This is a genomic window from Nocardia aegles, from assembly GCF_052545135.1.
The window spans coordinates 122,664-148,063 of sequence record NZ_JBQWRI010000012.1; the positions used below are offsets into that span (position 1 = coordinate 122,664).

Consider the following 25,400-nt stretch of genomic DNA (forward strand, 5'->3'; position numbering starts at 1 on the left):
TAAGTATAGGCTTACGGTTCGTGGGGACTTACCGAGATGCCGCGCTGGACGCGCTGGGTGACCCGACGAGGCGGACGATCTTCGAGCGCCTCGGCAAGGGGCCGTGCGCGGTAGGGCAGCTGGCCGCGGGCCTGCCGGTGAGCAGGCCCGCGGTGTCCCAGCACCTCAAGGTGCTGGAGCAGGCCGGATTGGTGACCCACGAGGCGGTCGGCACCCGCCGGGTGTACCGCCTGAATCCCACCGGTATCGACGCGCTGCGCGTGTACTTCACCCGGTTCTGGACCGCCGCGATGTCGGCTTTCCAGGACGAAGTCGCCCGCCGGGCCGCCGAAGAACGAGCCATCGACCAGGAGCAGTCATGACACAGCAGACCAGCGACAAGGACGTACGCGTCGAACTCGTCGTCGACGCACCCATCGAGACCGCCTACGAGGTGTTCACCACCGGCATCGACAGCTGGTGGCCGCGCGCGCACCATATCGGCACCGGCCGACTCGCCGAGGAGGTGATCGAGCCACGTGTCGGCGGCCGGTGCCTCGGCCGCGAAGACGACGGCACCGAATGTCCGTGGGGCACGGTACTGGTGTGGCAGCCGCCGACCCACTTCGCGTTCTCGTGGGAGATCGGACTGGACTGGAAGCACGACCCCGATCCGGAGCGGGCCAGCCGCGTGGACGTCACCTTCTCAGCCGTCACCCCCGACCGCACCGCAGTCACCCTGGTGCACTCCGGTTTCGACAAGCACGGGCCGGGCTGGGAATCCATGCACGACGCCGTCGGCAGTGCGGGTGGTTGGCCGGACCTGACCACTACCTACGCGAAGGCGGCCGCCGCACGATGAGCCCGCCGGGCGACCGGGCCGACGCTCAGTCCGCGTACGCCTCCAGCGGCGGACAGGCGCATACCAGGTTCCGGTCGCCGTAGGCGCCGTCGATCCGGCGCACCGGCGGCCACACCTTCGCCCTGGCATGCCCGAGACCTCGGGGATACACGGCGACTTCCCGGCTGTAGGGGTGGTCCCACTCCCCCACCAGCGACGCCGCGGTGTGCGGCGCGCCGCGCAGCGGGTTGTCGGTCACCGGCCACACGCCCGCGGCGACCTGGTCGATCTCCGCCCGGATCGCGATCATCGCCTCGATGAAATCGTCCAGCTCGGCGAGGTTCTCGCTCTCGGTGGGCTCCACCATCAAGGTACCGGCCACCGGGAAACTCATGGTCGGCGCGTGGAATCCATAGTCCGCCAAGCGCTTCGCCACATCGTCGACGGTGACGCCGGTCCGCTTGGTGATCTCGCGCAGGTCCAGGATGCACTCGTGCGCCACCATGCCGCGCTCGCCGGTGTAGAGCACCGGGAAGTACTCGTCCAGCCGCCGCGCGATGTAATTCGCCGACGCGATCGCCGACAGCGTGGCGCGGCGCAACCCGTCGGCGCCCATCATGCGGATATAGGCCCAGGTAATCGGCAGAATCGAGGCCGAGCCGTACTTCGCGGCCGACACCGCGTGCGACCCCGCCTCCAGCGGATCGCCGGGCAGATACCGCGCCAGGTGCGCGCGCACCGCGACCGGGCCGACGCCGGGGCCGCCGCCACCGTGCGGGATGCAGAACGTCTTGTGCAGGTTCAAGTGGCTCACGTCACCTCCGAACCGGCCCGGCCGGGCGAGGCCGACCAGGGCGTTCAGGTTCGCACCGTCCACGTAGACCTGACCGCCCGCGTCGTGCACCAGCGCGCACAATTCGGCGACCTCGTGCTCGTAGACGCCGTGCGTGGACGGATAGGTGATCATGATGCAGGCCAGGCGATCGGCGTGATCGGCGATCTTGGCGCGTAGGTCGTCGAGGTCGACGTCGCCGTTGCCGCGGCACTTCACCACCTCGACACGCAGACCGGCCATCGCCGCCGACGCGGCGTTGGTGCCGTGTGCGCTGGACGGGATGAGACAGGTGTCGCGCTGGGTGTCGCCGCGATCGAGGTGATAGCGGCGGATGGCCAGCAACCCCGCGTACTCCCCCTGACTGCCCGCGTTGGGCTGCAGGCTCACCGAGTCGTAGCCGGTGATGTCCGACAGCCAGCGTTCCAGGTCCGCGATCACCTTCAGCAGGCCCGGCGCGTCCTCGACCGGCGCGTAGGGATGCACACGTGCGAAACCGGGCCAGGTGATGGCCTCCATCTCGGCCGTGGCGTTGAGCTTCATGGTGCAGGAGCCCAGCGGAATCATACTGCGGTCCAGTGCGATGTCCTTGTCGGACAGTGCGCGCAGATACCGCAGCATCGCCGTCTCGGTCCGGTACTTCGTGAACGCGGGGTGGGTCAGGAACTCCGAGGTCCGGTTCTCGATTGCCGCTACCGGCGCGGGCGCCCCCGGCTCGGCCGACACCGTGGTACCGAACGATTCGAGCACCGCGGCGACATGCGCGTGGGTGGTCGCCTCGTCGCAGGCGATGCCGACGTGGTCGGCGTCGACCGCGCGCAGATTGATGCCACGCGACTTCGCTTTCGCCACAACGGCTTCCGCGCCGCCGGGCACGTGCGCGAGCACGGTGTCGAAGAAGCTGTCGTGCACGACCGCGCCGTCCAGCCCGGCCGCCATCGCCGCGGCATGCCCGTGCACCCGGCGGGCGATCGCCCGCAGCCCGTCGGCGCCGTGGTAGGAGGCGTACATGGCGGCCACGACGGCCAGTAGCACCTGCGCGGTGCAGATGTTGGAGGTCGCCTTTTCCCGGCGGATGTGCTGCTCGCGGGTCTGCAAGGCGAGCCGGTAGGCGACGGCGCCGTCCGCGTCCACCGAGACGCCGACCAGACGGCCGGGCAGCTGACGGGCCTGCGCCTGCCGCACCGCGAGGTATCCGGCGTGCGGGCCGCCGAAACCGAGCGGGACACCGAAGCGCTGGGTCGTGCCGAAGCACACGTCGGCGCCTTGCTCACCGGGCGGCGTGATCAGCGTCATCGCCAACAGATCGGCCCCGATCGCGACCAAGGCGCCCCGGTCGTGTGCCGCGGCGATCATCTCGGTCAGGTCCACGACCCGACCGGAAGCCCCGGGTGTCTGCGCCAGCACACCGAAGAACTCTCCGTCGGGCAGCACGCCGGCCGACAGGTCCGCCTCCACGATCTCCAGGCCCAGCGGTTCGGCTCGGGTGTAGAGGACCGTTCTGGTCTGCGGGAACAGGTCGCGGTCGATGACCAGGCGGGAGGATTTCGATCGGCCCGCCCGGCGCAGCAGCGTCATCGCCTCGGCGGCGGCGGTGGCCTCGTCCAGCATGGAGGCGTTGGCGACGTCCATGCCGGTCAGCTCCGACACCATCGTCTGAAAGTTGAGCAGCGCCTCGAGCCTGCCCTGACTGATCTCGGGCTGATAGGGCGTGTAGGCGGTGTACCAGGCCGGATTCTCCAGGAGGTTACGCACCAGCACCGGCGGGGTGAGCGTGTCGTAGTAGCCGAGCCCGATCATCGAGGTGGCCACGGTATCGGACGCGGCCAGTGCGGCGAGTTCGGCGAGCACCTCGTGCTCGGAGCCCGCCGCGGGCAGCCCGGCCGAGCCGTCGCCGTCCAGGATGCTCGCGGGCAGCGCGACGGCCGCCAGCTCATCCAGCGACGACACGCCCACGACCTCCAGCATCCGGGCCAGTTCCTCCCGGTCGGGTCCGATATGGCGGTCGGCGAACGAGCGAGTCACAACAGCTCCCAAGGTCGGGCGGGGTCGACCGGGCGGTCGACGGGTACCGGCCCTCCCCCTCTGTCGTGGCGCCTGAGAGATTCGGGTAGCCACGACCGATGGCCGAGCCCCTTTCCCCATGGGCGGGCGGCTCGAAGCCGCCGCTTTCCAGAGGCGCCGAAGCCCGCACGGTCCTTTTGCCTGAGAGATTGACGGGGAGGTGCTGCTCCTTCGGCGCTCGGACTCGTTTCGAGATCGAGGCTCTCCCGCACGGCGGCGACGCACCGCCAGTCTAAGCCGACGACACGCCGCAGCGCGCCACGGGACCCACCGCGCACCGTGTCGTTCTGGTCACTCGAGCACGACGCGGGATCACCCGTCAGATGGCCAGCCCCGCGCGCAGCCTCGTCGCGGCGAGCAGCATCGACTCGGCCTGGACGCCGACCAGCCGAGCCAGCGGCACCGCGATACCCGGCGCGTTCTGCTCCACGTCGGTGCACCATCGGTCGAATATCGCGGCGAACCGGTCGCGCTCGGCGGCCAGCACCGCATCGCCGCCGCACGCGTATTCGTCCTCCAGCAGGCGCAACAGCATGCCGCCGAGCCGTAGGCGCAACATCGCGGTCCAGTCGTACTGCTCGACGAAGATCTCACCTCGAGTCGCGATCCGATTCCGTTCCGGCACGGACTGCCTGCTCACGGCGAGACCGGGCAACCCGGCGACCAGCGCGCGCACCGACCGCTCGAACGGACTGCTACCGCTCAATCGGCCGTCGACGCGGACGAGCACCTCGGCGGCGACCTCGGCCATGGCCCGATAGTCGGCGGCCGTGGCGTCCAGCAGGTCGCCCAGCACGCGATCGCCCGCCGAGCCGTCGCCGATGCGCGAGTCCACCCATAGCGGCAATTCACAGACCAGGATCGCCGTACCGTAGCGCGCCGCGTAGTCCCGGCAGCCGCCACCGCCCAGTGCGGCGACCGAGTCGAGGCCCTGGGCCGCGAGCAGGTCCGCCATCGCCGCGAACAGCGGCAGCTCGAAGACTCCCGGAGCGAGCGTGCGGGCACCCGGCGCGTCGGGTTCCCCCTGGTAGATCGGGACCCCGGCGGCGTGCAGCCGGCCGGTCAGCGCCGACCAGTACCCGGGGTCGCCGCCGGAGGTGTAGAAGAACCCGCCGCCGAACTCCGCGTTGTGCAGCGAGGCGATCAGCGCGGGCCGGGTCCGGTCGATCAGCGCCATCATCGCCTTCGTCTCCGGGAGCGGCACCCCGACATGCCGGCCGCGCCAGACGGTCGGAAAGCACCATTCCGGCTGCTCGGCCGCGGGCGGCCGGTAGAAGCCGCGGGCGACGCCGGTCCTGGTGTGCGGGCCGGCGAACCACCTCTCGTTCAACCGTGTTCCGTCCGGGTCGACGCACAGCAGGAAATGCCACGTGGCGCCCACGGTCACCGTCTCGTCCGCGGCCATCCGGCCGAGCAGATGGCGAATCGTGGCCATGCCGATGGGCTCGTTGGGATGCGGATTGCCGAAGACCAGGATGTGCCGGTCGCCCGATCCCACCGTCACCTCGCGAATCGGGTCGCCACCGCGGGAACGTCCGAGCTCGGTGATCGAGATCCGGTCCGGGTGACCGGCGGCGAGGGCATCGGCGAAGGCGTTCAGTTCATCGACGGTCGGGAACGCGTCGATCCGGTCGATCGGCCCCACGAGCCCGGTGATGTCGCGTGCCCGCACGCCGCCCCCTCTCGCTGCCGCCCCGGCCCTGCCCGCCGCCGACGGCACTGTCACGCACCACGGCCGGGAGGCTGCACGCCTTACCCGGCCGTGAAAGCGATTTAGTTCATTGTGTTCGCTGAACCGCGAATCCTATCCCGTCTTGCGGTTCATCCGCGCCTTGCGACGGAACGACAGCTCGTCCTCCGGACGTTCGGTGATCGCCGACGCGCGCTCCGCGGGGAAGTTCGCGATGGCACCGGTCAGCTCACGCACGGCACCGCTCACGGCGATCCCGAACACGCCCTGCCCGCCCTGCAGTAAATCGACGACCTCCTCGGCCGAGGTGCATTCGTACACCGAGGTGCCGTCGGAGAAGAGGGTGATTCCCGCCAGGTCCGGCACACCGCGGCTGCGCAGATGATCGACGGCGATCCGGATGTTCTGCAGCGAGATGCCCGCGTCGAGCAGCCGCTTGACGATCTTCAGGACCAGGATGTCCTTGAACGAGTACAGCCGCTGACTGCCCGAGCCCGCGGCGCTCCGAATGGAGGGCACCACCAGACCGGTGCGCGCCCAGTAGTCGAGCTGCCGGTAGGTGATACCGGCCACCTGGCACGCACTGGGAACGCGATAGCCGACCAGATCGTCAGGTACCGAGTCGTCGGGGAACAGTCCTGGCTGTACCACATCCTGCGATTGCTCTGCCACTGACCACTCCCTTGCTTCGCCGACGCATTCCCAGCCTCATCGATGACCCGGCGCCGTCACCGACCGAATCGGTGCGGATTCGGCCGAAACGGTCGTGGCCCAACTGTCGAGATTACTCCCCACGATTGTCCAGCCGGCGGCGTCATCGAGCCAAACGCGACGCGCGGGAAAAGTCTCGACCTCTACTTCAGCTGTCGGTGGCCTTGAAGTCGTCGGGAGACACCGACTCCAGGAATTCCTTGAACTTCTCCACCTCGTCCTCGCGCTCGTCCGGCATGACGAGGCCGGCTTCCTCGAGCACCGACTCCTCGGCATGAATCGGGCAACCCACCCGCAAGGCGATCGCAACCGAATCCGACGGCCGCGCCGAAATCCGCAGATCGTTGTCGAAGACCAGATCCGCGTAGAAGGTGCCCTCCTGCAGATCGACGATCCGCACTTCCTTCAGGGTGTGCCCCAGCTCGGTGATCAGGATCTTGATCAGATCGTGCGTCAGCGGACGAATCGGAGTCACCCCCTCCTGCTCCAGAACGATCGCCGTCGCCTCGGCTTGCCCGATCCAGATCGGCAGATACCGGTCGCCCGCCGCTTCGCGGAGCAACAGCACGGGCTGGTTCTGTGGCTGCTCGACACGGATGCCGATCACGCGCATTTCGCTCATCGCACTGCCTCCCATACTCGCCGCCGGCCCGGCATGACCGCTGCAGAGCTCGCCGTACCACGAGTCTAGGCGAACCCGCACCGGTCCAGCGATCCGTCTGCACAGCAGAAATCAGGGTGTCGACTCGCCGCGACCTACGGACCCGCGGGGCCTGCCGGGGTCAGCCCCCGAGCGAGCCCCGGACCGAGGACTTGACCAGACAGGTGTGCAGGGTCAGCGACAGCGCGGCCAGCTCGCGCACCGTCTCCTCCGCGCGGGCGCGCGCACCCGCGTCCCGGCTCTTCGCGATCGGGGCGACGATCTGCGCCACGAGCGCGGCTTCGCGGTCGGCGGCGAGCTTGAACGCACGCAGATGCCGTGCCTCCAAACCGAATTCGGCCATCGCCCGCGCGGTTTTGGCGAGCGTGACCGCGTCCGCGTCGAAGTAGCCCGCGGGGCCGGGCGCGATCAGGTTGGCCCGGATGAGGTCGTTGAGGAATTTCTCCTCGATCCCGGCCTGGTCGAGCAGATCGGCCCGGGTGACCCGGATTTCGTGATCGAACCGCAGATCATCCGGGGAGATCTCGCTCGGCACGACGCCGAGCCGACGAGGCGCGGCCACCGGGCGCACGCCACGTTCGGAAGCAGGCACGGCCGGTTCGGTGTCCGGCGTGCCGGGCCCGGACTCCGGCGCCCCGGGCCGGACGGAGTGCGCTCGGGCGCGGGCCTCCCGCACACCGAGCGTCGCCGCACCGCTGTCGATGGCCTCGAGCTGTTCCTTGATCACCTTCAGCGGCAGGTACTGATCGCGCTGTGCGGTCAATACGAACCGTAGCCGTTCCACATCTGCTACGGAGAACCTCCGGTAGCCCGAAGGTGTCCGTTCCGGCCGGATCAGCCCCTCCGCTTCCAGGAAGCGGATCTTGGAGATGGTGACGTCGGGAAAGTCGGGGCGCAGCAGGTCGAGCACGGAGCCGATCGACATACCTCCGCGTGCCCACTGCGCCGCACCGGTCACAGCGCCAGGTCCTTCATGACACCGAGCCTTTCATGAGAGCGCGACCCGGCGCCGACGCTGTCATAGACTCCCCGCGCCCGCCGACGAGTCGGACACCTGGGCGCGCGGTCCGGTCAGGAATACCAGCCGGAACTTGCCGATCTGGACCTCGTCACCGTTCTGCAGTTCGGAGGAGTCCACCGGCTCCCGATTGACATATGTACCGTTCAGGCTGCCCACGTCGACGACCTGGAACGACTCGTCGTCCTGACGGAACTCGGCGTGCCGACGGCTGACGGTGACGTCGTCGAGAAAGATGTCACTGTCGGGGTGGCGCCCCGCCGACGTGGTCGGCTGATCCAGCAGGAACCGCGAGCCCGCGTTCGGGCCGCGCTTGACGACCAGGAGGGCCGCGCCAACGGGCAGACCCTCGACCCCTTGGACCGGCTGCTCGCCGGTCGGCTCTCCGGAGCGCGACGCGTCGACCTCGTTCAGGAAATCCGCGCGGAAGACCGACGTCGTCTCGGCCGCGGTCTCCCCGTAACCCGGGTCTTTGTTCTCGCTCACCGTTTCTCTCCTCCTCGAACCTGATTATCCATGCAAGCAGGTGATACCTCTGGCACCACGACCTGCCGTCGAGTCTCTAGATTCCCGGCACAGCCGCCGGGTGCATCTGTTGGCATTGACCGTACCCTGCCGGGCCGCACCCGTGCAGGTAGAACTGGGAAGGCTGCTTCAGCCCCCGATAACTCCTTGATAACCTGCGGCATCGAGCAGTTCACCGAGCGTCACGTCGAGGCCGGCCGCATCGCCCACCTCCAACTCGAACAGCCATCCGTCACCGTAGGGATCGGTGTTCAACGTCTCCGGCGCCGAGGTCAGTTTGTCGTTCACCGCAACAACTTTCGCGCTCAGCGGCGCGTAGATGTCGGACACGCTCTTGGTCGACTCCACCTCCGCGATGCTGTCCGCGGCGGCCACGTCCGCGTCCGTCTCGGGCAGCTGCACGAACACAACGTCACCGAGTTGAGACTGGGCGTAGTCGGTGATGCCCACCCGCACCCGGGTCGGTGCGATCCGGCGTACCCACTCATGCTCCTCGGTGTAGCGCAGATCCTCGGGGGTCTGGGTCACAGGCCGTCCTTTCGTTTGAACGTTGCACGCAAACTCTATCGGCTACGCCGTCCGATGCCCCACAGCCGGTATCGCTCTTGCGACCGCTATGGCTTTGCCGGTATAGAGCACGCCGGTCCAGACGTAGACCGCGGTGCCCCAGATCAGTAGCGCCCCACCGAGGGCCCGCCCGAAACCGGCGCCGGCCCAGTCCATCTGCCCGGCCAGCAGCCAGGGCAGCGCGGACATCAGCGCGAAGGTGGCCGCCTTGCCCAGATAGATCACCTCCGGCGGGGGCAGGTCGCGGCGCTTGTACACCGACAGGGTCGCGGTGAGCACGAGATCGCGCCCCACCAGCAGCGCCGCCACCCACCACGGGATGAGGCCGCGGATCACGAAGGCCACCAGCGTGGTGACCAGATAGAGCCGGTCGACGAACGGATCCAGCAGTGCTCCCAGCCGCGAGGACTGCTCGAGCAGCCGGGCGAGTTTGCCGTCCAGGAAGTCGGTGATGCCGCTGACGACCAGCAGGGCGAATGCCCAGCCATCGGCCCGCTCGATCAGCAGCAACCACAGGAACAGCGGGACGCCCAGCAGGCGCAGCACGCTCAGCACATTCGGCACGGTCAGGATGCGGTCGGCGAAGACTCCCCGCACTCCGCCGTCGGCGGCGCGTTCCTCCGGTTGGGCTGTGCCCGATTCGGTTGTCACGCCCCGTGCATACCCCACCCACCCCGTTCCTCGCCATCTCCGCGCGCCGAATTTCCGGATATCGGCGCGGCATGCCCGTGCGAGGATGGGCTCCACCACAACGCGACGGTGACAGAATGATTTGAAATCTCTCTCACCGCGTGGCCGGTGAGCGCGCGGAAGTGGTGCCCGCACTCGGACCGAGGTCGACGGCGACACCCACGGGCTGATCACGGACGTGTTCGACATCCCGGCCACGGCCCACTACCTCGGCGGATACGTGATCGGACAGCCCGCGGACCGGCGTGGCCGACCCGTACCAGCGGCTGCACGGTCAACCCGGCCTGCACCTGGCGGACGGCTGGGCGGTGACCGCCGATCCCGGCGTGAACCCGTCGCTGACGATCACGGGCCGAGCGCGCGATGGCGTTGCGACCCGACCACGACGATGCCGACCCCGCGGCCGGAACTGGACTCGCCCGATCGGCGCATCGCTCAGGTGCCGCCCGCACCTCCCACGGCGCGCGCCGCTGCGGTTGCCGATCGAACCTGCCCGCTCGGTATCCCGGCGAAGTGAGGATCCCGGCGAAGTGAGGCCGACACCACGCGGCATGGACGGTTGCCACCGGCTAGCGTGATCCGTTGTGTCAGACAGTGGTATCGACCTGCGCTCCTACGTGCCCGCGGAGGAGGTACGCGCCCGGGGACGCGCGTTGCGTGAGCGGGTTCCGGTCATCGCCAGGGACCGGGAGGCCATCGGTGTCCGGCGTCCCGGCGTGCTCGACTTCGTGGCGGCGAGCAACGCGGGCAGGCTGCCGCATCTGATACCGCTGCGGATCGGACGGATGATCACCTCGCCGTTCACCTTCTACCGGGGCGCCGCGGGTTTGATGGCGGCCGATCTCGCGGGTGGCCCGGACAGTGGTCTCACCGCCCAGCTGTGCGGTGACGCGCACCCGGCCAACTTCGGCCTCTACGGCACCGCGCGCGGCGAGATCATCATGGACATCAATGATTTCGACGAGTCGGTCCCTGGCCCGTGGGAGTGGGATCTGGAGCGCCTCTCGGCCGGCCTGGTGCTGGCCGGGCGCGAAGCCGGCGCCGACGAGGACGAGTGCCGCACCGCGGCGCGCGACGCCGCTCGGTCCTACCGCCTGGCCGTGGCCGAGCTGGCAGCGATGCCGTTCATGGCGTCCTGGTGCGCGCTGCCCGACGAGTCGGTGCTCGCCCGGGCCAAGGCCGACGACCTGCTCGACGACTTCAAGAAGGCGGCCAAGAAGGCGCGCAAGAACACCAGCGCCAAGGTGGTGGCCAAGTGGACCGAACACCTCGAGGACCACCAGACCGGCATACGCAAGCACCGCTTCGTCAGCGATCCCCCGATTCTGACGGCGGTGGACGAGCGCGTCGCGAAGGCGGTGATCGGCGGGCTGGAGCGCTACGCCGACACGCTGCCCGAGTCGCGGCGCCATCTGCTGGCCCGGTTCGCCGTCTCCGACATCGCGTTCCGGATCGTCGGGACCGGCAGCGTCGGCCTGCACAGCTATCTGGTGCTGTTGCACGGCAACGATGGCGAGGCACTGGTCCTGCACGTGAAGCAGGCCGCCGGGGCGGCGCTCGCCCCGTTCCTGCCGACGCCCGCCGTCCGGCACGAGGGTGAGCGAATCGTACAGGGCGCCAGGCTCGTTCAAGCCGAGTCGGACATCCTGCTCGGGTGGACGTCCCTCGACCCGGCGGCCGACGGCACCGAATTGCCGTTCATCGTTCGGCAATTCCGCAACATGAAGGGCAGCATCGATCCCGCCGAGCTGCCCGCCGACGATCTGGACGACTACGGGCGACTGGCGGGCGCGTTACTGGCCAGGGCCCATTCCCGATCGCTGGATCCGCGGTTGCTCGCGGGATATCTGGACGGCGACGAGCGCTTCGAGGATGCGGTGGCCGCTTTCGCCGTGCGCTACGCCGACCGCACCGAAGCCGACCATGCCGAACTGGCCGAGGCCGTGCGGGCGGGCCGGATCGACGCCGAGGAACCGGAGTAGCCGCGCCGCGATCCATCACCCCCGACACGCCGTCGTTCGGCGCGGGCGCGGCGAATCCGTTGCGGCACCTAATATCCTGTCGAGTGTCGACGTGAAGGGTGGCCGCCAATGCTCGTGCGAGTCCAGAACGCCGCAGGTACCAATGCCGAGCGGGCGCTGATCGATTGGCTGCGCACCTGGAAGGACCCCGCAAGTCCGCATGGTGTCGCGACGATCACCTGCAGCCTGTTCCACAAGGATCGACTGCACCAGTTCGATGCCGTGGTCTGGACCCCGACCAGCTGTGTGGTGATCGAGGCCGACGCGCTGGTGGCCCGCCAGGACGGTGTGCTGGAGGTCCCGCTGAACGGCGAATGGACCATCAACGGCGAGCCGGTGGCCACTGAGAGCCGCGACCGTCGCACACCGCTGGACAAGTCCCGCGAGCACACCTTCGCGCTGCAGGAGTGGCTCGCCGCGCGCGGCCTCGGGCAGCGGGTGGTGCACGGCGTCGCGCTGCTCGTCCCGCTGCCGGGCGCTCAGCTGCAGCTCGAACAGCGATGGGCCGACCCGAGTTTCGATGTGATCATCGGCAACGACCCGGGCCGGCTCCGGCACTACTTCGACGCGCTCGCCACCGAGGAGAAGTTCCTCTGGACGGCCAACGACGTCGCCGTCGCGTTCCGCGGCCTCGGCATCCTGCCCTACCTGCCCGCGCCGCAGGAGCTGCTCAACGAGGGCTTCCTCGGCCCGATCGACATCACGCTCTGGCACGGCGGGCCCAACCAGGCGCAGGCCGAGGCCTACGCGGAGGAACTCGCGCAGGCCGAGCGGGAAGCGCAAGCGTCCGCCTTCGTGATCCGGGCGCCCTGGTACAGCCCGTGGAAGCTGTACCCTCGTGAATCCGGTGACCTGGACTTCGGTCGCGCGGTGATGCGCACCGTCCTGGCCATCGGCATGGTCATCGCCTTCGTCTGGGTCGTGTGGTTCGTGGTCACTGCGCTCGCGACGTACGGACCGGGCTGACCGGCCGCCCACGAGCGCGGCGGCCCGGCCGCTACGACGACGCCGAGATCGGCTGGTCCCGCTGGACGACGCTCGCGTCGCCGAGCATGGCCGCGCGCAGCATCGTCTCCGGCACACCCATGCCCTCGACCAGGGTCAGAGCATGCGGACGCAGCCGGTCGACCAGTTCGTTCACGCCGCGGCGCACGGCCTTCGCCCGGTCCACCGACATGAACCGGTGCATGATGTACCAGGCCTGGTTCTCCTCGATGGTGGAGTAGACGAACAGATCGCACATCCAGCCGGCGAGTTCACGCGCGGCCGGATCCTCGATGTCGGAGATCCCCTCGATGAACGCCTCGAGCACCAAACGGTCGATGTGCGCCGAGCCCGCCGCCAGAATGTGGTCCTGGGCGTTGTTGAACGCCTCGAACGGCCCGGTCTCCTCGGCCCTGGCGCGCAAACGGTGCGCCGCGGTGCGGACCAGGTAGTCCTCGCGGTCGGCGAACAACTGCAACTGCACCGCCCGGCGGGACAGATCGCCCTCGTCGACGGACTCGTCGCCGCGGTCACGGAGGGTCTGGATCAGCTGGCGCACGCCCGACCGTTTGCGCACCACGTCACCGGCCATGGTCGCGGCGAACCGCACCCAGCCCAGCGCGTCCAGGTCGCGCACCTCGTCGGCGTAGGAGGTGAGCAGTTCCTTCGCCACCAACTGGGTCAAAACGACGTTGTCACCTTCGAAGGTGGTGAACACGTCGGTGTCGGCCTTCAACGTGACCAGCCGGTTCTCGGTGAGATAGCCCGCGCCTCCGCACGCTTCGCGGCATTCCTGGATGGCACGGGTGGCGTGTTTCGTCTGCGCGACCTTCAGACCCGCGGCGCGCTTCTCCAGCGCGCGCTGCGCCCCCGCGTCGCGGTTCTGGCCGGTCTGCACCGCGTGCATCCGGCGCACCAGGTCGTTCTGCGCGAACGCGAGCGCGTAGGACTTCGCGACCAGCGGCAGCAGGCGGCGTTGATGGCTGCGGTAGTCCAGCAGCACGGTCTCCACCCCGGTGTCCGGGTCGGAGAACTGACGGCGCCGCAGCGCGTAGCGCACCGCGATGCTCGAGGCGACGCGCGCGCCGGCCGCGGCGGCGCCCCCCACGCTCACCCGGCCGCGGACCAGGGTGCCGAGCGTGGTGAAGAACCGGCGGCTCGGGTTCTCGATCTCGGAGCTGTAGGTGCCGTCCGGGGCGACGTCGGCATAGCGGTTGAGCAGGTTCTCCCGGGGCACGCGCACGTGGTCGAAGACGATGCGCCCATTGTCGACGCCCGGTAAGCCGCCTTTGAGTCCGTCGTCAGAGGTGGTCACGCCCGGCAGGTCGGCGCCGTTCTCGTCCCGGATCGGAACCAGCAGGCAATGTACCCCCTGGTTCTCGCCCTGGGTGATCAGCTGCGCGAACACCGCGGCCATCCTGGCGTGTTCGGCCGCGCCCCCGATGTAGTCCTTGCGCGCCGACGGCGTCGGCGAGTGCACCACGAACTCCTGCGCCTGTGGGTCGTAGGTCGCGGTGGTCTCCAGATTCGCGACGTCGCTGCCGTGCCCGGACTCGGTCATGGCGAAGCAGCCGAGCAGATCCAGCGAGATCAATCGCTCGATGTACTCCCGGTGCCGTTCGGTGCCGAGATTCTCCACGGCGCCGCCGAAAAGACCCCACTGGACGCCCGATTTCACCCATAGCGACAGGTCCGCGTACGCCAGCATCTCCAGACCGACCACGGCGGCGCCCGGCTCACCGGTACCGCCGTTCTCCCGGCGGAAGCCGCGCTCGGCGAAGCCCATCGTGGCGATCGCCTTCATCTGTTCGAGCACCCGCGCTCGAGCGGCCTTGTAGTCCAGATACGGATCGGCGATGAACTCCTCCCCCGCCAGCAGCGTCCGGGCTTCCTCCCGGACGGCCGCCCAGGGGCCGTCGAGTGCCGTGCGCAGGTGGTCCGCTGTCGTTGCCGTGCCACGAGTCATGTCTCGACGATAGCCGCGTACACGGGCGGCACACCGTGACGCACGACAAGTCGGCGGCACCCCTTGCCAGCCGGTTGAACGACTGTTTAATATACTGAACATGTGTTTAGCAAACAGCCCGTTCCGCAAGGATCCGCCGAGGATCTGACCACCGCGGCCCGCATTCGCGATACCGCGATCGAGGTGTTCGGCGAACACGGATTCCAGGTCGGAGTCCGCAAGATCGCCGCCGCCGCCGGCGTCTCCCCGGGTTTGGTCAACCATCACTTCGGTTCCAAGGACGGCCTGCGCGCCGCCTGCGACGACCGGGTTCTGCAGTTGATCCGCGATGAGAAGGTCAAGGCGATCACCGCGTCGTCCGTGAAAGCGGGCATGCTCGACGCGCTGGCCGAGATCGAGTCGTACGCGCCGCTGGTCGCCTACATGGTGCGCAGCCTGCAGGCGGGCGGACCGATGGCGGAATCGCTGTTCGAGCACATGGCCGCCGATGCCGAGGGCTACCTGGAGAAGGCGGTCGCGGCGGGCAGGATCAAGCCGAGCCGGGACCCGGCGGCGCGCGCCCGATACCTGACGATGCTGAACGTCGGCGCGACCATGCTGTACATGCAGATGCGCCAGAACCGCGACGAGACGATCGACTATCGCAAGGCGATTCGCGAGCTCACCGAAGAACTCACCCCACCGGCCCTGGAGTTCTACACCCAGGGACTGCTCACCGATCCCACAATCTTGGACACATTCACCAAGGAGAAGTGATGTCCGACATCATCGAAGTCCGCGATCTGCGTAAGACTTTCGGTCACGTCACCGCCCTGGACGGCCTCGATCTCAGGGTCGCCGAAGGCGAGATCCACGGCTTCCTCGGCCCCAACGGGGCGGGCAAGTCCACCACCATCCGGGTTCTGCTCGGCATTCTGCGCGCCAGCGGCGGGCAGGCTCGGCTGTTCGGCCGCGACCCGTGGGCCGACGCGGTCGCGCTGCACCGTGAATTGGCGTATGTGCCGGGCGATGTCACGCTGTGGCCGTCGCTTTCGGGCGGGGAGACCATCGATCTGCTCTCCCGGATGCGGGGCGGCCTCGACGAGAAACGGCGCGACGAGCTGATCGATCGCTTCGATCTCGATCCCCGGAAGAAGGCGCGCACCTATTCCAAGGGCAACCGTCAGAAGGTCGCGCTCGTCGCGGCGCTGGCCTCCGACGCGCCGCTGCTGCTGCTCGACGAGCCGACCTCGGGGCTGGACCCGCTGATGGAGCAGGTCTTCCGGGAGTGCGTGCGGGAGGCGCGGGAGCGCGGCGCGACCGTCCTGTTGTCCAGCCACATCCTGTCCGAGGTCGAAGCGCTGTGCGACCGGGTCACCATCATCCGGGCCGGGCGCACGGTGGAGAGCGGGTCGCTGTCGGATATGCGCCACCTGTCGCGCACGTCGATCACCGCCGAATTGGTCGGGGACGCGGGCGATCTGAGCCGGATTCCAGGTGTCGAGGACATCGAACTCGACGATCACACGCTGCGCTGCCAGGTCGACAACGAGCACCTCGGCGAGCTGATCCGGGTGCTCGGCGACGCGGGAGTGCGCAGCCTGACCAGCACGCCGCCGACGCTCGAGGAGCTGTTCCTGCGGCACTACCACGTCGACGGCCACGGCGCCGAATCCGGCGCGGCCACCGGGGAGAAGGTGCGAGCATGACCACCGCCACCGCCGGCCGTGCCGCGGCGCCGGCATTCGGCGTATCCGGCGACTTCGCCGGCACCGGGCAACTGCTGCGGCTGTACCTGCGGCGCGACCGGATCGTGCTGCCGTTGTGGACGCTGCTCATCGGCCTGATGCCCGCGTTCCAGATCGTCAGTATCAAGGGTCTCTACGACAACCAAGCGTCGCTGGACAGCTTCGCGCGGACCACGGCCGACAGTCCCGCGCTGATCGCCATGTACGGCCCGGTATTCAGCTCGGCGCTCGGGTCGATCGGCACCTGGAAGGCCGGCGCCATGTACACCATGATCGCCATCGCCACGGTGCTCACGGTGATCCGGCACACCCGGGTCGAGGAGGAGACCGGCCGCGCGGAACTGGTGGGCGCCACCAGCATCGGACGCTACGCCGGTCTCACCGCCACCCTGCTCATGACCTACTCGGGGGCGCTGCTCGCCGGCGTCGTGTGCGCCGTGTCGCTCTACAGCACCGGTCTGCCCGGCGCGGGATCGGTGGCCTTCGGCTCGGCCTTGGCGGCGTCCGGCATCGTCTGGGCGGCCGTCGCGGCGGTCGCCGCCCAGGTCAGCGCCGGCGCCAGGGTGGCGCGCGGGGTGGCGTTCGGCGCCCTCGGCGCGGCCTTCGCCCTGCGGGCCGTCGGCGATGCCGGAAACGGTGTGCTGTCCTGGTTCTCGCCGATCGGCTGGTCGCTGCAGATCCGCCCGTACGCCGAGGAACGCTGGTGGGTGCTGCTGCTCTTCGCCGCCCTCGCGGTGCTCGGCACCGCTGCCTCTTACGCGTTGCTCGGCCATCGCGACGTCGGTTCCGGGCTCATCGCCGAGCGTCCCGGGCCGTCCGCGGCGGCGGCGATGCTGGCCGGCCCGGTCGGACTGGCCTGGCGGTTGCAGCGCGGCACCTTGCTGGCGTGGACGGTGGGCTTCGCGCTGTACGGCCTGCTGATCGGCGGCGCGGTCAACAGCGTCGGCGACATGCTCGACGGCAGCGCGTCCATCCGCGACATGGTCACCAAGATGGGCGGCTCCCAGCAGCTGCAGCAGTCCTTCATCACCTACGCGATCACGATGCTCGCCGCGGCCGCGGCCGCCTACTCGATCTCCGCCGCCCTGCGGTTGCACGACGAGGAAACCAGCGCCAGAGTCGAGGCCACCCTGTCCGGCGCTGTCGGCCGGGTCCGCTACGCGTTGAGCCACATCGGCTTCGCGCTGCTCGGTCCCGCGGCGGCACTGCTGGTCTCCGGCACGGCGATCGGCATAGTGTACGGCATCAGCGACGGCGATCTCGGTACCAAGCTCGGCCAGTCGCTCGGCGCAGCCGCCGTGCAGGTGCCCGCCGTCTGGGTGGTCACCGGCATCGCGGTCGCGCTCTACGGCATCGCACCACGGTTCGCCCCGGTCGCGTGGGGTGTGCTCAGCGCCATGGTGGTGATCTTCTTCGTCGGCTCGCTCGACGGCCTGCCGCACTGGATGCTCGACCTCGTGCCGTTCGTCCACCCACCGAAGGTGCCCGGCGCCGAATTCCAGGCCCGGCCACTGCTGTGGCTGCTCGCGACCGCCGCCGTTCTGCTCACCATCGGCATCACCGCCTTCCGTCGGCGTGACCTGCGCTGACGGCCTCCTCCGCGGCCCGCGCGAACTCGCGTCGCGCGGGCCACTTCCGGCCGCCACGGTACGCGCCGACCGTTTCCGCAGACGCGGCCGGTGGCGCCGCCGCACCGAAGCGTGTCACCCGGCGTGCTCGATCCCCAGCTTCCCGGCCAGGCGCGTGAGGTAGGCCCGCACGTCGTCCGCGGGACGGTCGGGCAGTCCGAAAACCGTTTCCGTGACACCGGATTCGGCCCAGCGTGCCGGACGCGCCGCCTCGTACCGCCCGGCGAGCGCGACCACCTCGGGACTGTCCGGGCGCCCTTGGTCGCACCAGATCCGGTGCAGCAGAGCGATCTTCTGGTCCAGGTCGTCCTCGGTGGGCGTGGTGATCCATCCGTCGGCGTGCTTCGCCAGCCAGGTGAAGTTCTTCTCGGTACCCGCCGCGCCGAGCAGTACCGGAATGCGCTTCTGCACCGGCTTCGGCCAGGACCAGCTGGCGCCGAAGGTGACGAACTCGCCGGCGAAGCCCGCTTCCTCCTCGGTCCAGAGCACGCGCATGGCTTCCAGATGCTCCCGCAGCACCGTCCTGCGTTTGCCCGCGAGTACGCCGTGGTGGGCCAGTTCGTCGGTGTTCCAGCCGAATCCGACACCAAGGCGGACCCGGCCACCGGACAGATGATCCAGCGAGGCGATGGTCTTGGCCAGCGTGATCGGATGGTGTTGGGCGGGCAGCGCCACCGCGGTGGACAACCCGATGCGCTCGGTCACGGACGCGGCGGTGCCCAGCGCCACCCACGGGTCCAAGGTCCTCAGGTAACGGTCGTCCGGCAGACTCGCGTCGCCGGTGCGCGGATGCGCCGCCGCCCGGACCACCGGGATATGCGTGTGCTCGGGTACATAGAACGTGTCGAATCCGGCGCACTCGGCGGCCACCGCCGCATCCGCGGGGGTGATGCCCCGGTCACTGGTGAACAACACGATTCCGTACCGCACCGTACGCGCTCCCATCGCCGGAATTAGAACAAGTTCTACCACGGAAGAAGCGGTCCGACCAAGGGGGGTAGCGGGCGGCGCACCCGCCGCTACCCGCACGGATGCCGAGAAGTCATCGGATGACTAGGTTCGCGTCCATGAGTCCTGAGGCAACTTCCGTAGAAGATGTCAGCACCGGACGGGTGGATCACCTCGGCTGGCGGCGCGGGCTTCGCCTGCGGCGCGCCCGGCCGATTCCGGTCGTCACCCAGGCCGTCGGCATGCTGGTCGCGGACCGGCAGGCGACCGCGGACACCATCGTCACCGCGCCGACGCCGTTGCAGCCGATCGACCTCACCGACGACGCCAGGGTCGCCGAGGTCCTCGACCTCGCGGTCCGGGTCGGCGAAGTGGTGCTCGCCTCCGGCACCGGCGTGGTGGACACCACCACGACGGTGCGGTTCATCGCCGCCACCTACGGGCTGTCCCGTTGCAGCATCGACGTCACCTACGACGCCATCCGTATCTGGGCCGACCGCGGCCCCGCGCTGCCACCGGCCAGCACCATGCGGATCGTGCACTACCGCGCCCTGGACTTCACCCGGCTCGCCGCCGTCGACCGGCTGACCCGCCGAATCCGCAACGAGGTGGTCCCCCCGGATCAGGCCCGCTCCGCACTCGACGCGATCACCTCGGCGCCGCACCCGTACCACCGCTGGACCGCCACCGCGGCGTGGTCGCTGATGGCCGCGGCGATCGCCGCGCTGCTCGGCGGCGGCGCCCTTGTAGCCGCGGTCAGTTTCGCGACCACCGCGGCGATCGACCGCACCAATCGCATTCTCAATCGCTACGGGCTGCCGTTCTTCTTCCAGCACATGGTCGGCGGCGCCATCGCGGCGATCCCGGCCATCGTGCTGGCGAGTCTGGCCGCGCGTTTGCGGATCGATGTCGACCCGACCCTGATCATCGCGGCCGGGATCACCGTGTTGCTGAGTGGGTTGCAACTGGTCGGCTCGGTGCAGGACGCGATCACCGGCGCACCTATCACCGCGACGGCGCGCATGCTCGAGGTGATGATGATGACCGGCGGCATCATCGCGGGTATCGCGCTCACCCTGCGCATCGCCGATCTCGTCGACGCCACCGTGCCGCCGGTCTACCTGACCTCCGCCCGCGACATCACCGACCTGCCGGTGAAGATCCTGGCCGGTGCGGTGGCGGCCCTGGCGTTCGCGCTCGCCTGCTACGCCGAACGCCGGGCGCTGGCCGCGGCGGCGGGCAGCGGCGCCGCGGGCATCATCTGCTTCCTCCTCATCCAGGAGGCGGGTTTCGGCCCGGTGATCTCCTCCGGCGTCGCCGCGACACTGGTCGGCCTGGCCGGTGGCCTGATGGCCCGCCGCGCGCTGACACCACCGCTGGTCGTCGCCGTAGCGGGCATCACGCCACTGCTTCCCGGCCTCAAGGTCTACCGCGGGCTCTATGCGCTGCTCAACGACGAACTGCTGATCGGAGGCAACCAGCTGCTGTCGGCTTTCGGTATCGGCTGCGCGCTGGCGGCGGGCGTCACCCTCGGCGAGTGGTGCGACCGCACCGTGCGCAGGCCGCGGATACTGCGCCGGTTCGGCTCGCTGCGCCGCCCGATCGTCCGGCGCCGCCGCCGATCGTCACCCGCGCACTGACCCGCGAGGCGCATGCGCGCCGAACCTCGGCCCGGTACCCTCTTATCGAACTGGTCAGGGCACACGATTCGGTGGCGGCCCCGGGGTGAGGTGAGGTGGTTCGGATATGTCGGAGGCAGTACCGTTCTCGGCGCAGATCCGCACCGCCACCGCGCAACAGCATGCGGCGGCGGAGAACTCCCGCTTCATGAGCGACATGCTCGGCGGGGCGCTCGGCGTCGACTCGTATCACCGCTACACCGGTCAGCTCTGGTTCATCTACCGCGCGCTCGAACAGCGGTGGGCGACGCTGGCCGACGACCCGGTGGCCGGGCCGTTCATCCGGCCCGAGCTGGCCCGCACCGCCGAACTCGAGCGCGACCTCACGCATCTGCTCGGTCCCGGCTGGCGAACCGGTCTGGAACCGCTGCCGGCCACCGCCGCCTACGCCGAACGCATCGACGAGTGCGCGCGCGACTGGCCCGCCGGGTACATCGCTCATCACTACACCCGTTACCTCGGCGACCTGTCGGGCGGGCAGGTCATCCGCGGCACCGCGGAGAAGCTGTGGAACCTGCCGCATCGCGGCGACGGCGTCCGCTTCTACGTGTTCGATGGCGTCGGCAATCCCGCGGCGTTCAAACGGGAATACCGTGGCCTGCTCGATCAGCTGCGTCTGAACGATCTGGAGCGCCGCCGCGTGCTCGACGAGGGCAGGCGCGCCTTCGCGATGAACACCGCGGTCTTCGAGGAGCTCGCCGAGGAATTCCCGGCCGCGCAGTAGCGGCCTCGGGCACGGTGCGCTGCCACAGCAGGCTTTTCGGCCGCCGTGCGCGAACGTCGCGGACGTGGGACAGTCATGGTATGAGAGCGCGCCGCCGCATCGCCGTGATTCTTGTCGGTCTTGTCGGTGTCGGTCTGGTGGGGGGTTGCGGCACAACGTCCGATCCCGGCACTGGTCCCGGCCCGTCCACGGCGGCGCGGGTCGTCGTGCCCTTGATCTCGACGAACGACCTGCGTGCGGCCCAACCGGACGAGGTGCACCTGTTCGGTTTCAACGATCTGCACGGGAATCTACAGCCACCGAGCGGATCCAACGGCAAGATCGCGAACTACGACGCGGGTGGCGCCGCGTATCTCGCCACTCATCTCGCACGGTTGAAGGCCGCCTATCCGGCCAGCGCCGTGCTGGCGGCGGGGGACGACATCGGGGCCAGCCCGCTGATCTCGAGCCTGTTCCACGACGAGCCGACGATCGACTTCCTCAACAATGTGGGCGTGGCGGCGTCCGCGGTCGGCAATCACGAGTTCGACAACGGCGTGCTGGAATTGGCGCGCTTACAACAAGGCGGGTGTGCCTACGACGGCTGTTCTCCCGGCGCCCCGTTCACCGGCGCGAAGTTTCCCTATCTGGCGGCGAACGTCACCGACGCGCACGGCAACCTTCCCCCCGCCCTGCGCCCGTGGACGATGCTGGAGGTGGGCGGCCATCGGATCGGCGTCGTCGGCACGGTCACGCCTGAAACCGCGAGTATCGTTCTGCCGGAGGGCATCCGGGGCTATCTCTTCGGCGACGAGGCCGCCGCGATCAACCGCTACGTGCCGGAACTGAAGGCGGCGGGCGCCGAGGCGATCGTTGCGCTGGTGCACGACGGCGGTTCTCAGCGGCCGGAGCCGAACACCGCGCTGGACTACAACGGGTGCGCGAACATCACCCCGAACGTGACGGGACTGGCCGAGCGGATCGACCCCGCGGTCCGGGCGGTGTTCACCGCCCACAGCCACCAGCCCTATGTGTGCACCGTCGGCGGCAAGGTGATCACCCAGGCGGCCTCGTACGGGCGGCTGGTCACCGACGTCACGCTGCGTTTCGGCGGCGACGGTGTGCAAGCCTCGGCGGTCAACCGCGTGGTGACCCGCGAGGTGACACCCGACGCCCCGACGACCGCACTGATCGATTTCTACACCGAGCAGTCCCGGCCGCGCGCGGGCCGCGTGGTCGGCGTGGCCGCGAGCGCCCTCCCGCACGACCCGCGCCCGGCGGGCACCTCACCACTGGGCGATGTGATCGCCGATTCCATGTTGGCGGTCACGGCGGGTCCGGCCGCCGCCGTCGCCGCCTTCATGAACCCCGGTGGCGTGCGCGCCGATCTGCAGCAGGGACCGGTCACTTATGGCGACCTCTTCACCGTCCAACCGTTCGGCAACCAGGTCGTCACACTCACGCTGACCGGCAGCCAGATCCTGCGCCTGCTGGAGCAGCAGTGGAACAATTCCGGCAAGTCGACGATCCTGTCCCCGGCAGGGATCGGCTACACCTACTCCGATACCGCTCCTCCGGGCGCGAAGGTCATCGCGGACACCGTCCGCATCGCAGGTCGGCCACTCGATCCGGTCGCCACGTATCGCATCACGACCAATAATTTCCTCGCTTCGGGAGGCGACGGATTCACCGTCTTCACCGAGGGTGCCGATACCGCGGTGGGCCCAACCGACTTGGACGCCTTCGAGACCTTCCTGCGCGACAAACCCCCACTGCAAGCGCCGCCCGCCCGGGTCGAAAAAAAGTAGCCGAATCGGACGCTGTCCGGTTGCTGGGCATCCGACCAGAGCACGGTAACTGAAAATCTTTGTAACACATACCGTTTGACCTGCGCAGACGGTGACCAGCCACACAGGGTGAACGGCCCCCGACAGCTTGCCGGACCGTACGCGGTCGATTACTGTTCGGTAATAAGCCAGGATGAAGGTGTTCCCACTTTCGGCCCGACGTCTGTCGCCGGGGGCCGAATCGACGCTGTCCGCATCCACTGCCGCATGCCGGATGACTTGTGCGACAACAAGGTTCGACTGAACAGCAGGAGAGTGCGATGGCCACTTACATCGTGACGGGCGGAACCGGTTTCCTGGGCAGGCGGGTCGTGCAAGACCTGCTGGACAACGATGCCGCGGCGATCGTCCATGTGCTGGTGCGTGAGACGTCCCTCGGCAAATTCACCGATATCGCGGCGGGCTGGCGCGGCGCCGAACGGGTCTACGCGCTGATCGGCGATCTCACCGCCGAAGGGCTCGGCTTGGCGTGCGCGGCGCCGCGGGTGGACCACATCGTTCATCTGGGCGCCGTCTACGACATGACGGCAGACGAGGACACCGCGCACGCGGCCAACGTCACCGGCACGCGCTCGGTGCTGGATCTGGCCCGTGAACTGGGCGCCGTGCTGCACCACGTGTCCTCGGTGGCGGTGGCGGGCGACCACAAGGGCAAGTTCTTCGAGGAGGACTTCGACCTCGGACAGCGGCTGACCTCGCCGTATCACCGCACCAAGTTCGCCGCCGAGAAGCTGGTCCGCGAGTCGCACGGCGTGCGCTGGCGGGTCTATCGGCCCGCGATCATCGTGGGCGATTCCCGCACCGGCGAGATGGACAAGATCGACGGCCCCTACTACTTCTTCGGCGCGATCGCGCGGCTGGCCACGCTGCCGTCCGATCTGCCGTTGCCGCTGCCCGATCTCGGCGCGACGAATATCGTTCCGGTCGATTATGTTTCGGCCGCGATGGGGGAACTGATCCGTCGCCCGGGCCTGGACGGACGGACCTTCCACCTGGTCAACCCCGCCCCACAGCCCTTCGGCGAGGTGTACCGCGCGCTCGCCGCCGCGGCGGGCGCCCCGACCGGCGTGGGCACGGTGCCGGGCAGCGGCTTGGCGCTAAGCGGCCTCGCGCACATCCCCGGTGTCACCGCCGTGCGCGATTTCCTGCTCGAGCAGGTGGACATCCCCGCCGAGGTGGCTCCGCACACCTCGTTCTCCGCGGAGTTCATCAGTGACTCCACCCGAGCCCAGCTGCGCAGCTCCGGTCTGACCGTGCCGTCGTTCGACAGCTATGCCGAGCGGTTGTGGCAGTACTGGCGCGACCACCTCGACCCGCAGCGCGGCCGCGTATCGATCACCGGCGATCCGCTCGCCGGACGGATCGTGCTCATCACCGGAGCGTCCTCCGGCATCGGGCTGGCCACCGCGCACGCCGTCGCCCGGCGCGGCGCCACGGTCTTGATGGTCGCTCGCGGTCACGACGACCTGGCTGCCGCCGCCGCGGCGGTGCGCGCGGAAGGCGGTGTCGCGCATATCTACCCGTGCGATATCACCGAGTCCGAAGCGGTCGAGAAGCTCGTGCGGTGCGTCCTCGACGACCACGGCCACGTCGACTACCTGGTGAACAACGCGGGCCGCTCGATCCGCCGCTCCGTGCTCAACTCCACCGACCGGATGCACGATTTCGAGCGAACCATGGCGGTGAACTACTTCGGCGCCGTGCGACTCATCCTCGGGCTGCTGCCGTCGATGCGGGCGCGCCGCTTCGGGCACGTGGTCAACATCTCCTCGATCGCGGTGCAGACCAAGGTGCCTCGGTTCGCGGCCTACGTGGCGAGCAAGTCGGCGCTGGACAATTTCAGCGACATCGCCGCGGTGGAGAACCGGGATGCCGGGATCACGTTCACCTCGGTGCGGATGCCGCTGGTGCGGACCCCGATGATCGCGCCGACCGACCTGTACCGCTCGCTTCCGGTGCCGGACCCCGATCAGGCCGCCGCGATCGTGGTGCGTGCGCTCGAGGACCGGCCGCATCGCATCGACACTCCGGTCGGCACCTTCGCTCAGGCGGTCGAGCTGCTGATGCCATCGGTGAAGCGTCAGATCATGCACCAGGGTTTCCGACTGTTCGGAGAGTCCCGGGCGGCGCGAGGCGACTCGTCCCGCCGTTCGGCCGATCCATCGCCGGCCTCCTCCGAAGCGCCCGGCGGCGCGCTGTCCGCGCTGGCTCCGGTGATCATGCCGCTCATGGCGCTGCCCGGCCCCGCGGCACGCGTCGCACGCGTCGTTCCGGGCTTGCAGTGGTAACTGTGCACGGCTAGGGGTGGGACCGGCCTCG

The 25,400-nt window shown here is 69.1% G+C and carries 21 protein-coding genes and 1 riboswitch; of the genes, 11 read left to right on the forward strand and 10 right to left on the reverse strand.

Annotated elements, in window-relative coordinates:
* Positions 1-20 precede the first annotated feature (20 nt).
* Positions 21-362, forward strand: coding sequence for an ArsR/SmtB family transcription factor (locus tag ACT89H_RS26115; protein ID WP_445111308.1), 342 nt, complete (start codon positions 21-23; stop codon positions 360-362).
* Complete coding sequence (locus tag ACT89H_RS26120) at positions 359-841, forward strand: SRPBCC family protein (protein ID WP_445111309.1); 483 nt, start codon at positions 359-361, stop codon at positions 839-841. The genes ACT89H_RS26115 and ACT89H_RS26120 overlap by 4 nt, the downstream gene beginning before the upstream one ends.
* Positions 842-866: 25 nt before the next feature.
* On the opposite strand, the gene gcvP is transcribed toward ACT89H_RS26120, so the two are convergent.
* The 8 genes from gcvP to ACT89H_RS26160 form a co-directional block, all read right to left on the reverse strand.
* The gene (gene gcvP / locus ACT89H_RS26125) at positions 867-3,677 is read right to left on the reverse strand and encodes an aminomethyl-transferring glycine dehydrogenase (RefSeq protein WP_445111310.1); all 2,811 of its coding nucleotides are present in this window, start codon (positions 3,675-3,677) and stop codon (positions 867-869) included.
* A gap of 158 nt (positions 3,678-3,835) precedes the next feature.
* Positions 3,836-3,935, reverse strand: a riboswitch (glycine riboswitch).
* Between the two features lie 100 nt (positions 3,936-4,035).
* Positions 4,036-5,388: a M14 family zinc carboxypeptidase gene (locus ACT89H_RS26130; protein WP_445111311.1), complete on the reverse strand. Its 1,353-nt coding sequence runs from the start codon at positions 5,386-5,388 to the stop codon at positions 4,036-4,038.
* A gap of 132 nt (positions 5,389-5,520) precedes the next feature.
* Positions 5,521-6,078 (reverse strand): MerR family transcriptional regulator, encoded by a 558-nt coding sequence (locus ACT89H_RS26135; protein ID WP_445111312.1) that lies wholly within the window; start codon positions 6,076-6,078, stop codon positions 5,521-5,523.
* A gap of 187 nt (positions 6,079-6,265) precedes the next feature.
* Entirely contained in the window at positions 6,266-6,739 is a 474-nt protein-coding gene (locus tag ACT89H_RS26140; RefSeq protein ID WP_445111313.1) for a bifunctional nuclease family protein, read from the reverse strand.
* Positions 6,740-6,899: 160 nt separating this feature from the next.
* Positions 6,900-7,703, reverse strand: a complete 804-nt coding sequence (gene ftsR / locus ACT89H_RS26145) for a transcriptional regulator FtsR (protein WP_445111350.1) — start codon at positions 7,701-7,703, stop codon at positions 6,900-6,902.
* Positions 7,704-7,796: 93 nt separating this feature from the next.
* Positions 7,797-8,282: an oxoglutarate dehydrogenase inhibitor Odhl gene (gene odhI, locus ACT89H_RS26150; protein WP_445111314.1), complete on the reverse strand. Its 486-nt coding sequence runs from the start codon at positions 8,280-8,282 to the stop codon at positions 7,797-7,799.
* Positions 8,283-8,450: 168 nt separating this feature from the next.
* Positions 8,451-8,849: a glycine cleavage system protein GcvH gene (gene gcvH / locus ACT89H_RS26155; protein ID WP_445111315.1), complete on the reverse strand. Its 399-nt coding sequence runs from the start codon at positions 8,847-8,849 to the stop codon at positions 8,451-8,453.
* 42 nt (positions 8,850-8,891) lie between these two features.
* Positions 8,892-9,485, reverse strand: a complete 594-nt coding sequence (locus tag ACT89H_RS26160; protein WP_445111351.1) for a CDP-alcohol phosphatidyltransferase family protein — start codon at positions 9,483-9,485, stop codon at positions 8,892-8,894.
* Between the two features lie 677 nt (positions 9,486-10,162).
* Between ACT89H_RS26160 and ACT89H_RS26165 the strand changes: the two genes are divergently transcribed.
* Together ACT89H_RS26165 and ACT89H_RS26170 are read left to right on the forward strand one after the other, a co-directional pair.
* Positions 10,163-11,560, forward strand: coding sequence for a DUF2252 domain-containing protein (locus tag ACT89H_RS26165; protein WP_445111316.1), 1,398 nt, complete (start codon positions 10,163-10,165; stop codon positions 11,558-11,560).
* 108 nt (positions 11,561-11,668) lie between these two features.
* Entirely contained in the window at positions 11,669-12,565 is an 897-nt protein-coding gene (locus ACT89H_RS26170; RefSeq protein ID WP_445111317.1) for a nuclease-related domain-containing protein, read from the forward strand.
* 31 nt (positions 12,566-12,596) lie between these two features.
* Here the strand turns inward: ACT89H_RS26170 and ACT89H_RS26175 are convergent, their stop codons facing one another.
* Positions 12,597-14,549 (reverse strand): acyl-CoA dehydrogenase family protein, encoded by a 1,953-nt coding sequence (locus ACT89H_RS26175; RefSeq protein WP_445111318.1) that lies wholly within the window; start codon positions 14,547-14,549, stop codon positions 12,597-12,599.
* A gap of 102 nt (positions 14,550-14,651) precedes the next feature.
* Between ACT89H_RS26175 and ACT89H_RS26180 the strand changes: the two genes are divergently transcribed.
* The 3 genes from ACT89H_RS26180 to ACT89H_RS26190 are packed head-to-tail and all read left to right on the forward strand — an operon-like array spanning position 14,652 to position 17,865.
* Complete coding sequence (locus tag ACT89H_RS26180) at positions 14,652-15,305, forward strand: TetR/AcrR family transcriptional regulator (protein WP_445111319.1); 654 nt, start codon at positions 14,652-14,654, stop codon at positions 15,303-15,305.
* The gene (locus tag ACT89H_RS26185; RefSeq protein WP_445111320.1) at positions 15,305-16,237 is read left to right on the forward strand and encodes an ABC transporter ATP-binding protein; all 933 of its coding nucleotides are present in this window, start codon (positions 15,305-15,307) and stop codon (positions 16,235-16,237) included. Before ACT89H_RS26180 ends, ACT89H_RS26185 begins: the two co-directional genes overlap by 1 nt.
* On the forward strand, positions 16,234-17,865 hold the full coding sequence (locus ACT89H_RS26190; protein ID WP_445111321.1) for an ABC transporter permease: 1,632 nt from the start codon (positions 16,234-16,236) through the stop codon (positions 17,863-17,865). Before ACT89H_RS26185 ends, ACT89H_RS26190 begins: the two co-directional genes overlap by 4 nt.
* Positions 17,866-17,979: 114 nt before the next feature.
* Here the strand turns inward: ACT89H_RS26190 and ACT89H_RS26195 are convergent, their stop codons facing one another.
* On the reverse strand, positions 17,980-18,834 hold the full coding sequence (locus tag ACT89H_RS26195; protein WP_445111352.1) for an LLM class F420-dependent oxidoreductase: 855 nt from the start codon (positions 18,832-18,834) through the stop codon (positions 17,980-17,982).
* Between the two features lie 260 nt (positions 18,835-19,094).
* On the opposite strand from ACT89H_RS26195, the gene ACT89H_RS26200 reads away from it, so the two are divergent.
* From ACT89H_RS26200 to ACT89H_RS26215, 4 genes are all read left to right on the forward strand, one after another.
* Positions 19,095-20,492: a threonine/serine exporter family protein gene (locus ACT89H_RS26200; RefSeq protein ID WP_445111353.1), complete on the forward strand. Its 1,398-nt coding sequence runs from the start codon at positions 19,095-19,097 to the stop codon at positions 20,490-20,492.
* Positions 20,493-20,598: 106 nt separating this feature from the next.
* Positions 20,599-21,255, forward strand: a complete 657-nt coding sequence (locus ACT89H_RS26205) for a biliverdin-producing heme oxygenase (RefSeq protein ID WP_445111322.1) — start codon at positions 20,599-20,601, stop codon at positions 21,253-21,255.
* A gap of 80 nt (positions 21,256-21,335) precedes the next feature.
* A complete protein-coding gene (locus ACT89H_RS26210) occupies positions 21,336-23,042 on the forward strand; it encodes a bifunctional metallophosphatase/5'-nucleotidase (RefSeq protein WP_445111323.1) in 1,707 nt (568 codons plus the stop codon).
* 299 nt (positions 23,043-23,341) lie between these two features.
* Positions 23,342-25,369, forward strand: coding sequence for an SDR family oxidoreductase (locus tag ACT89H_RS26215; protein ID WP_445111324.1), 2,028 nt, complete (start codon positions 23,342-23,344; stop codon positions 25,367-25,369).
* Positions 25,370-25,400: the final 31 nt, after the last annotated feature.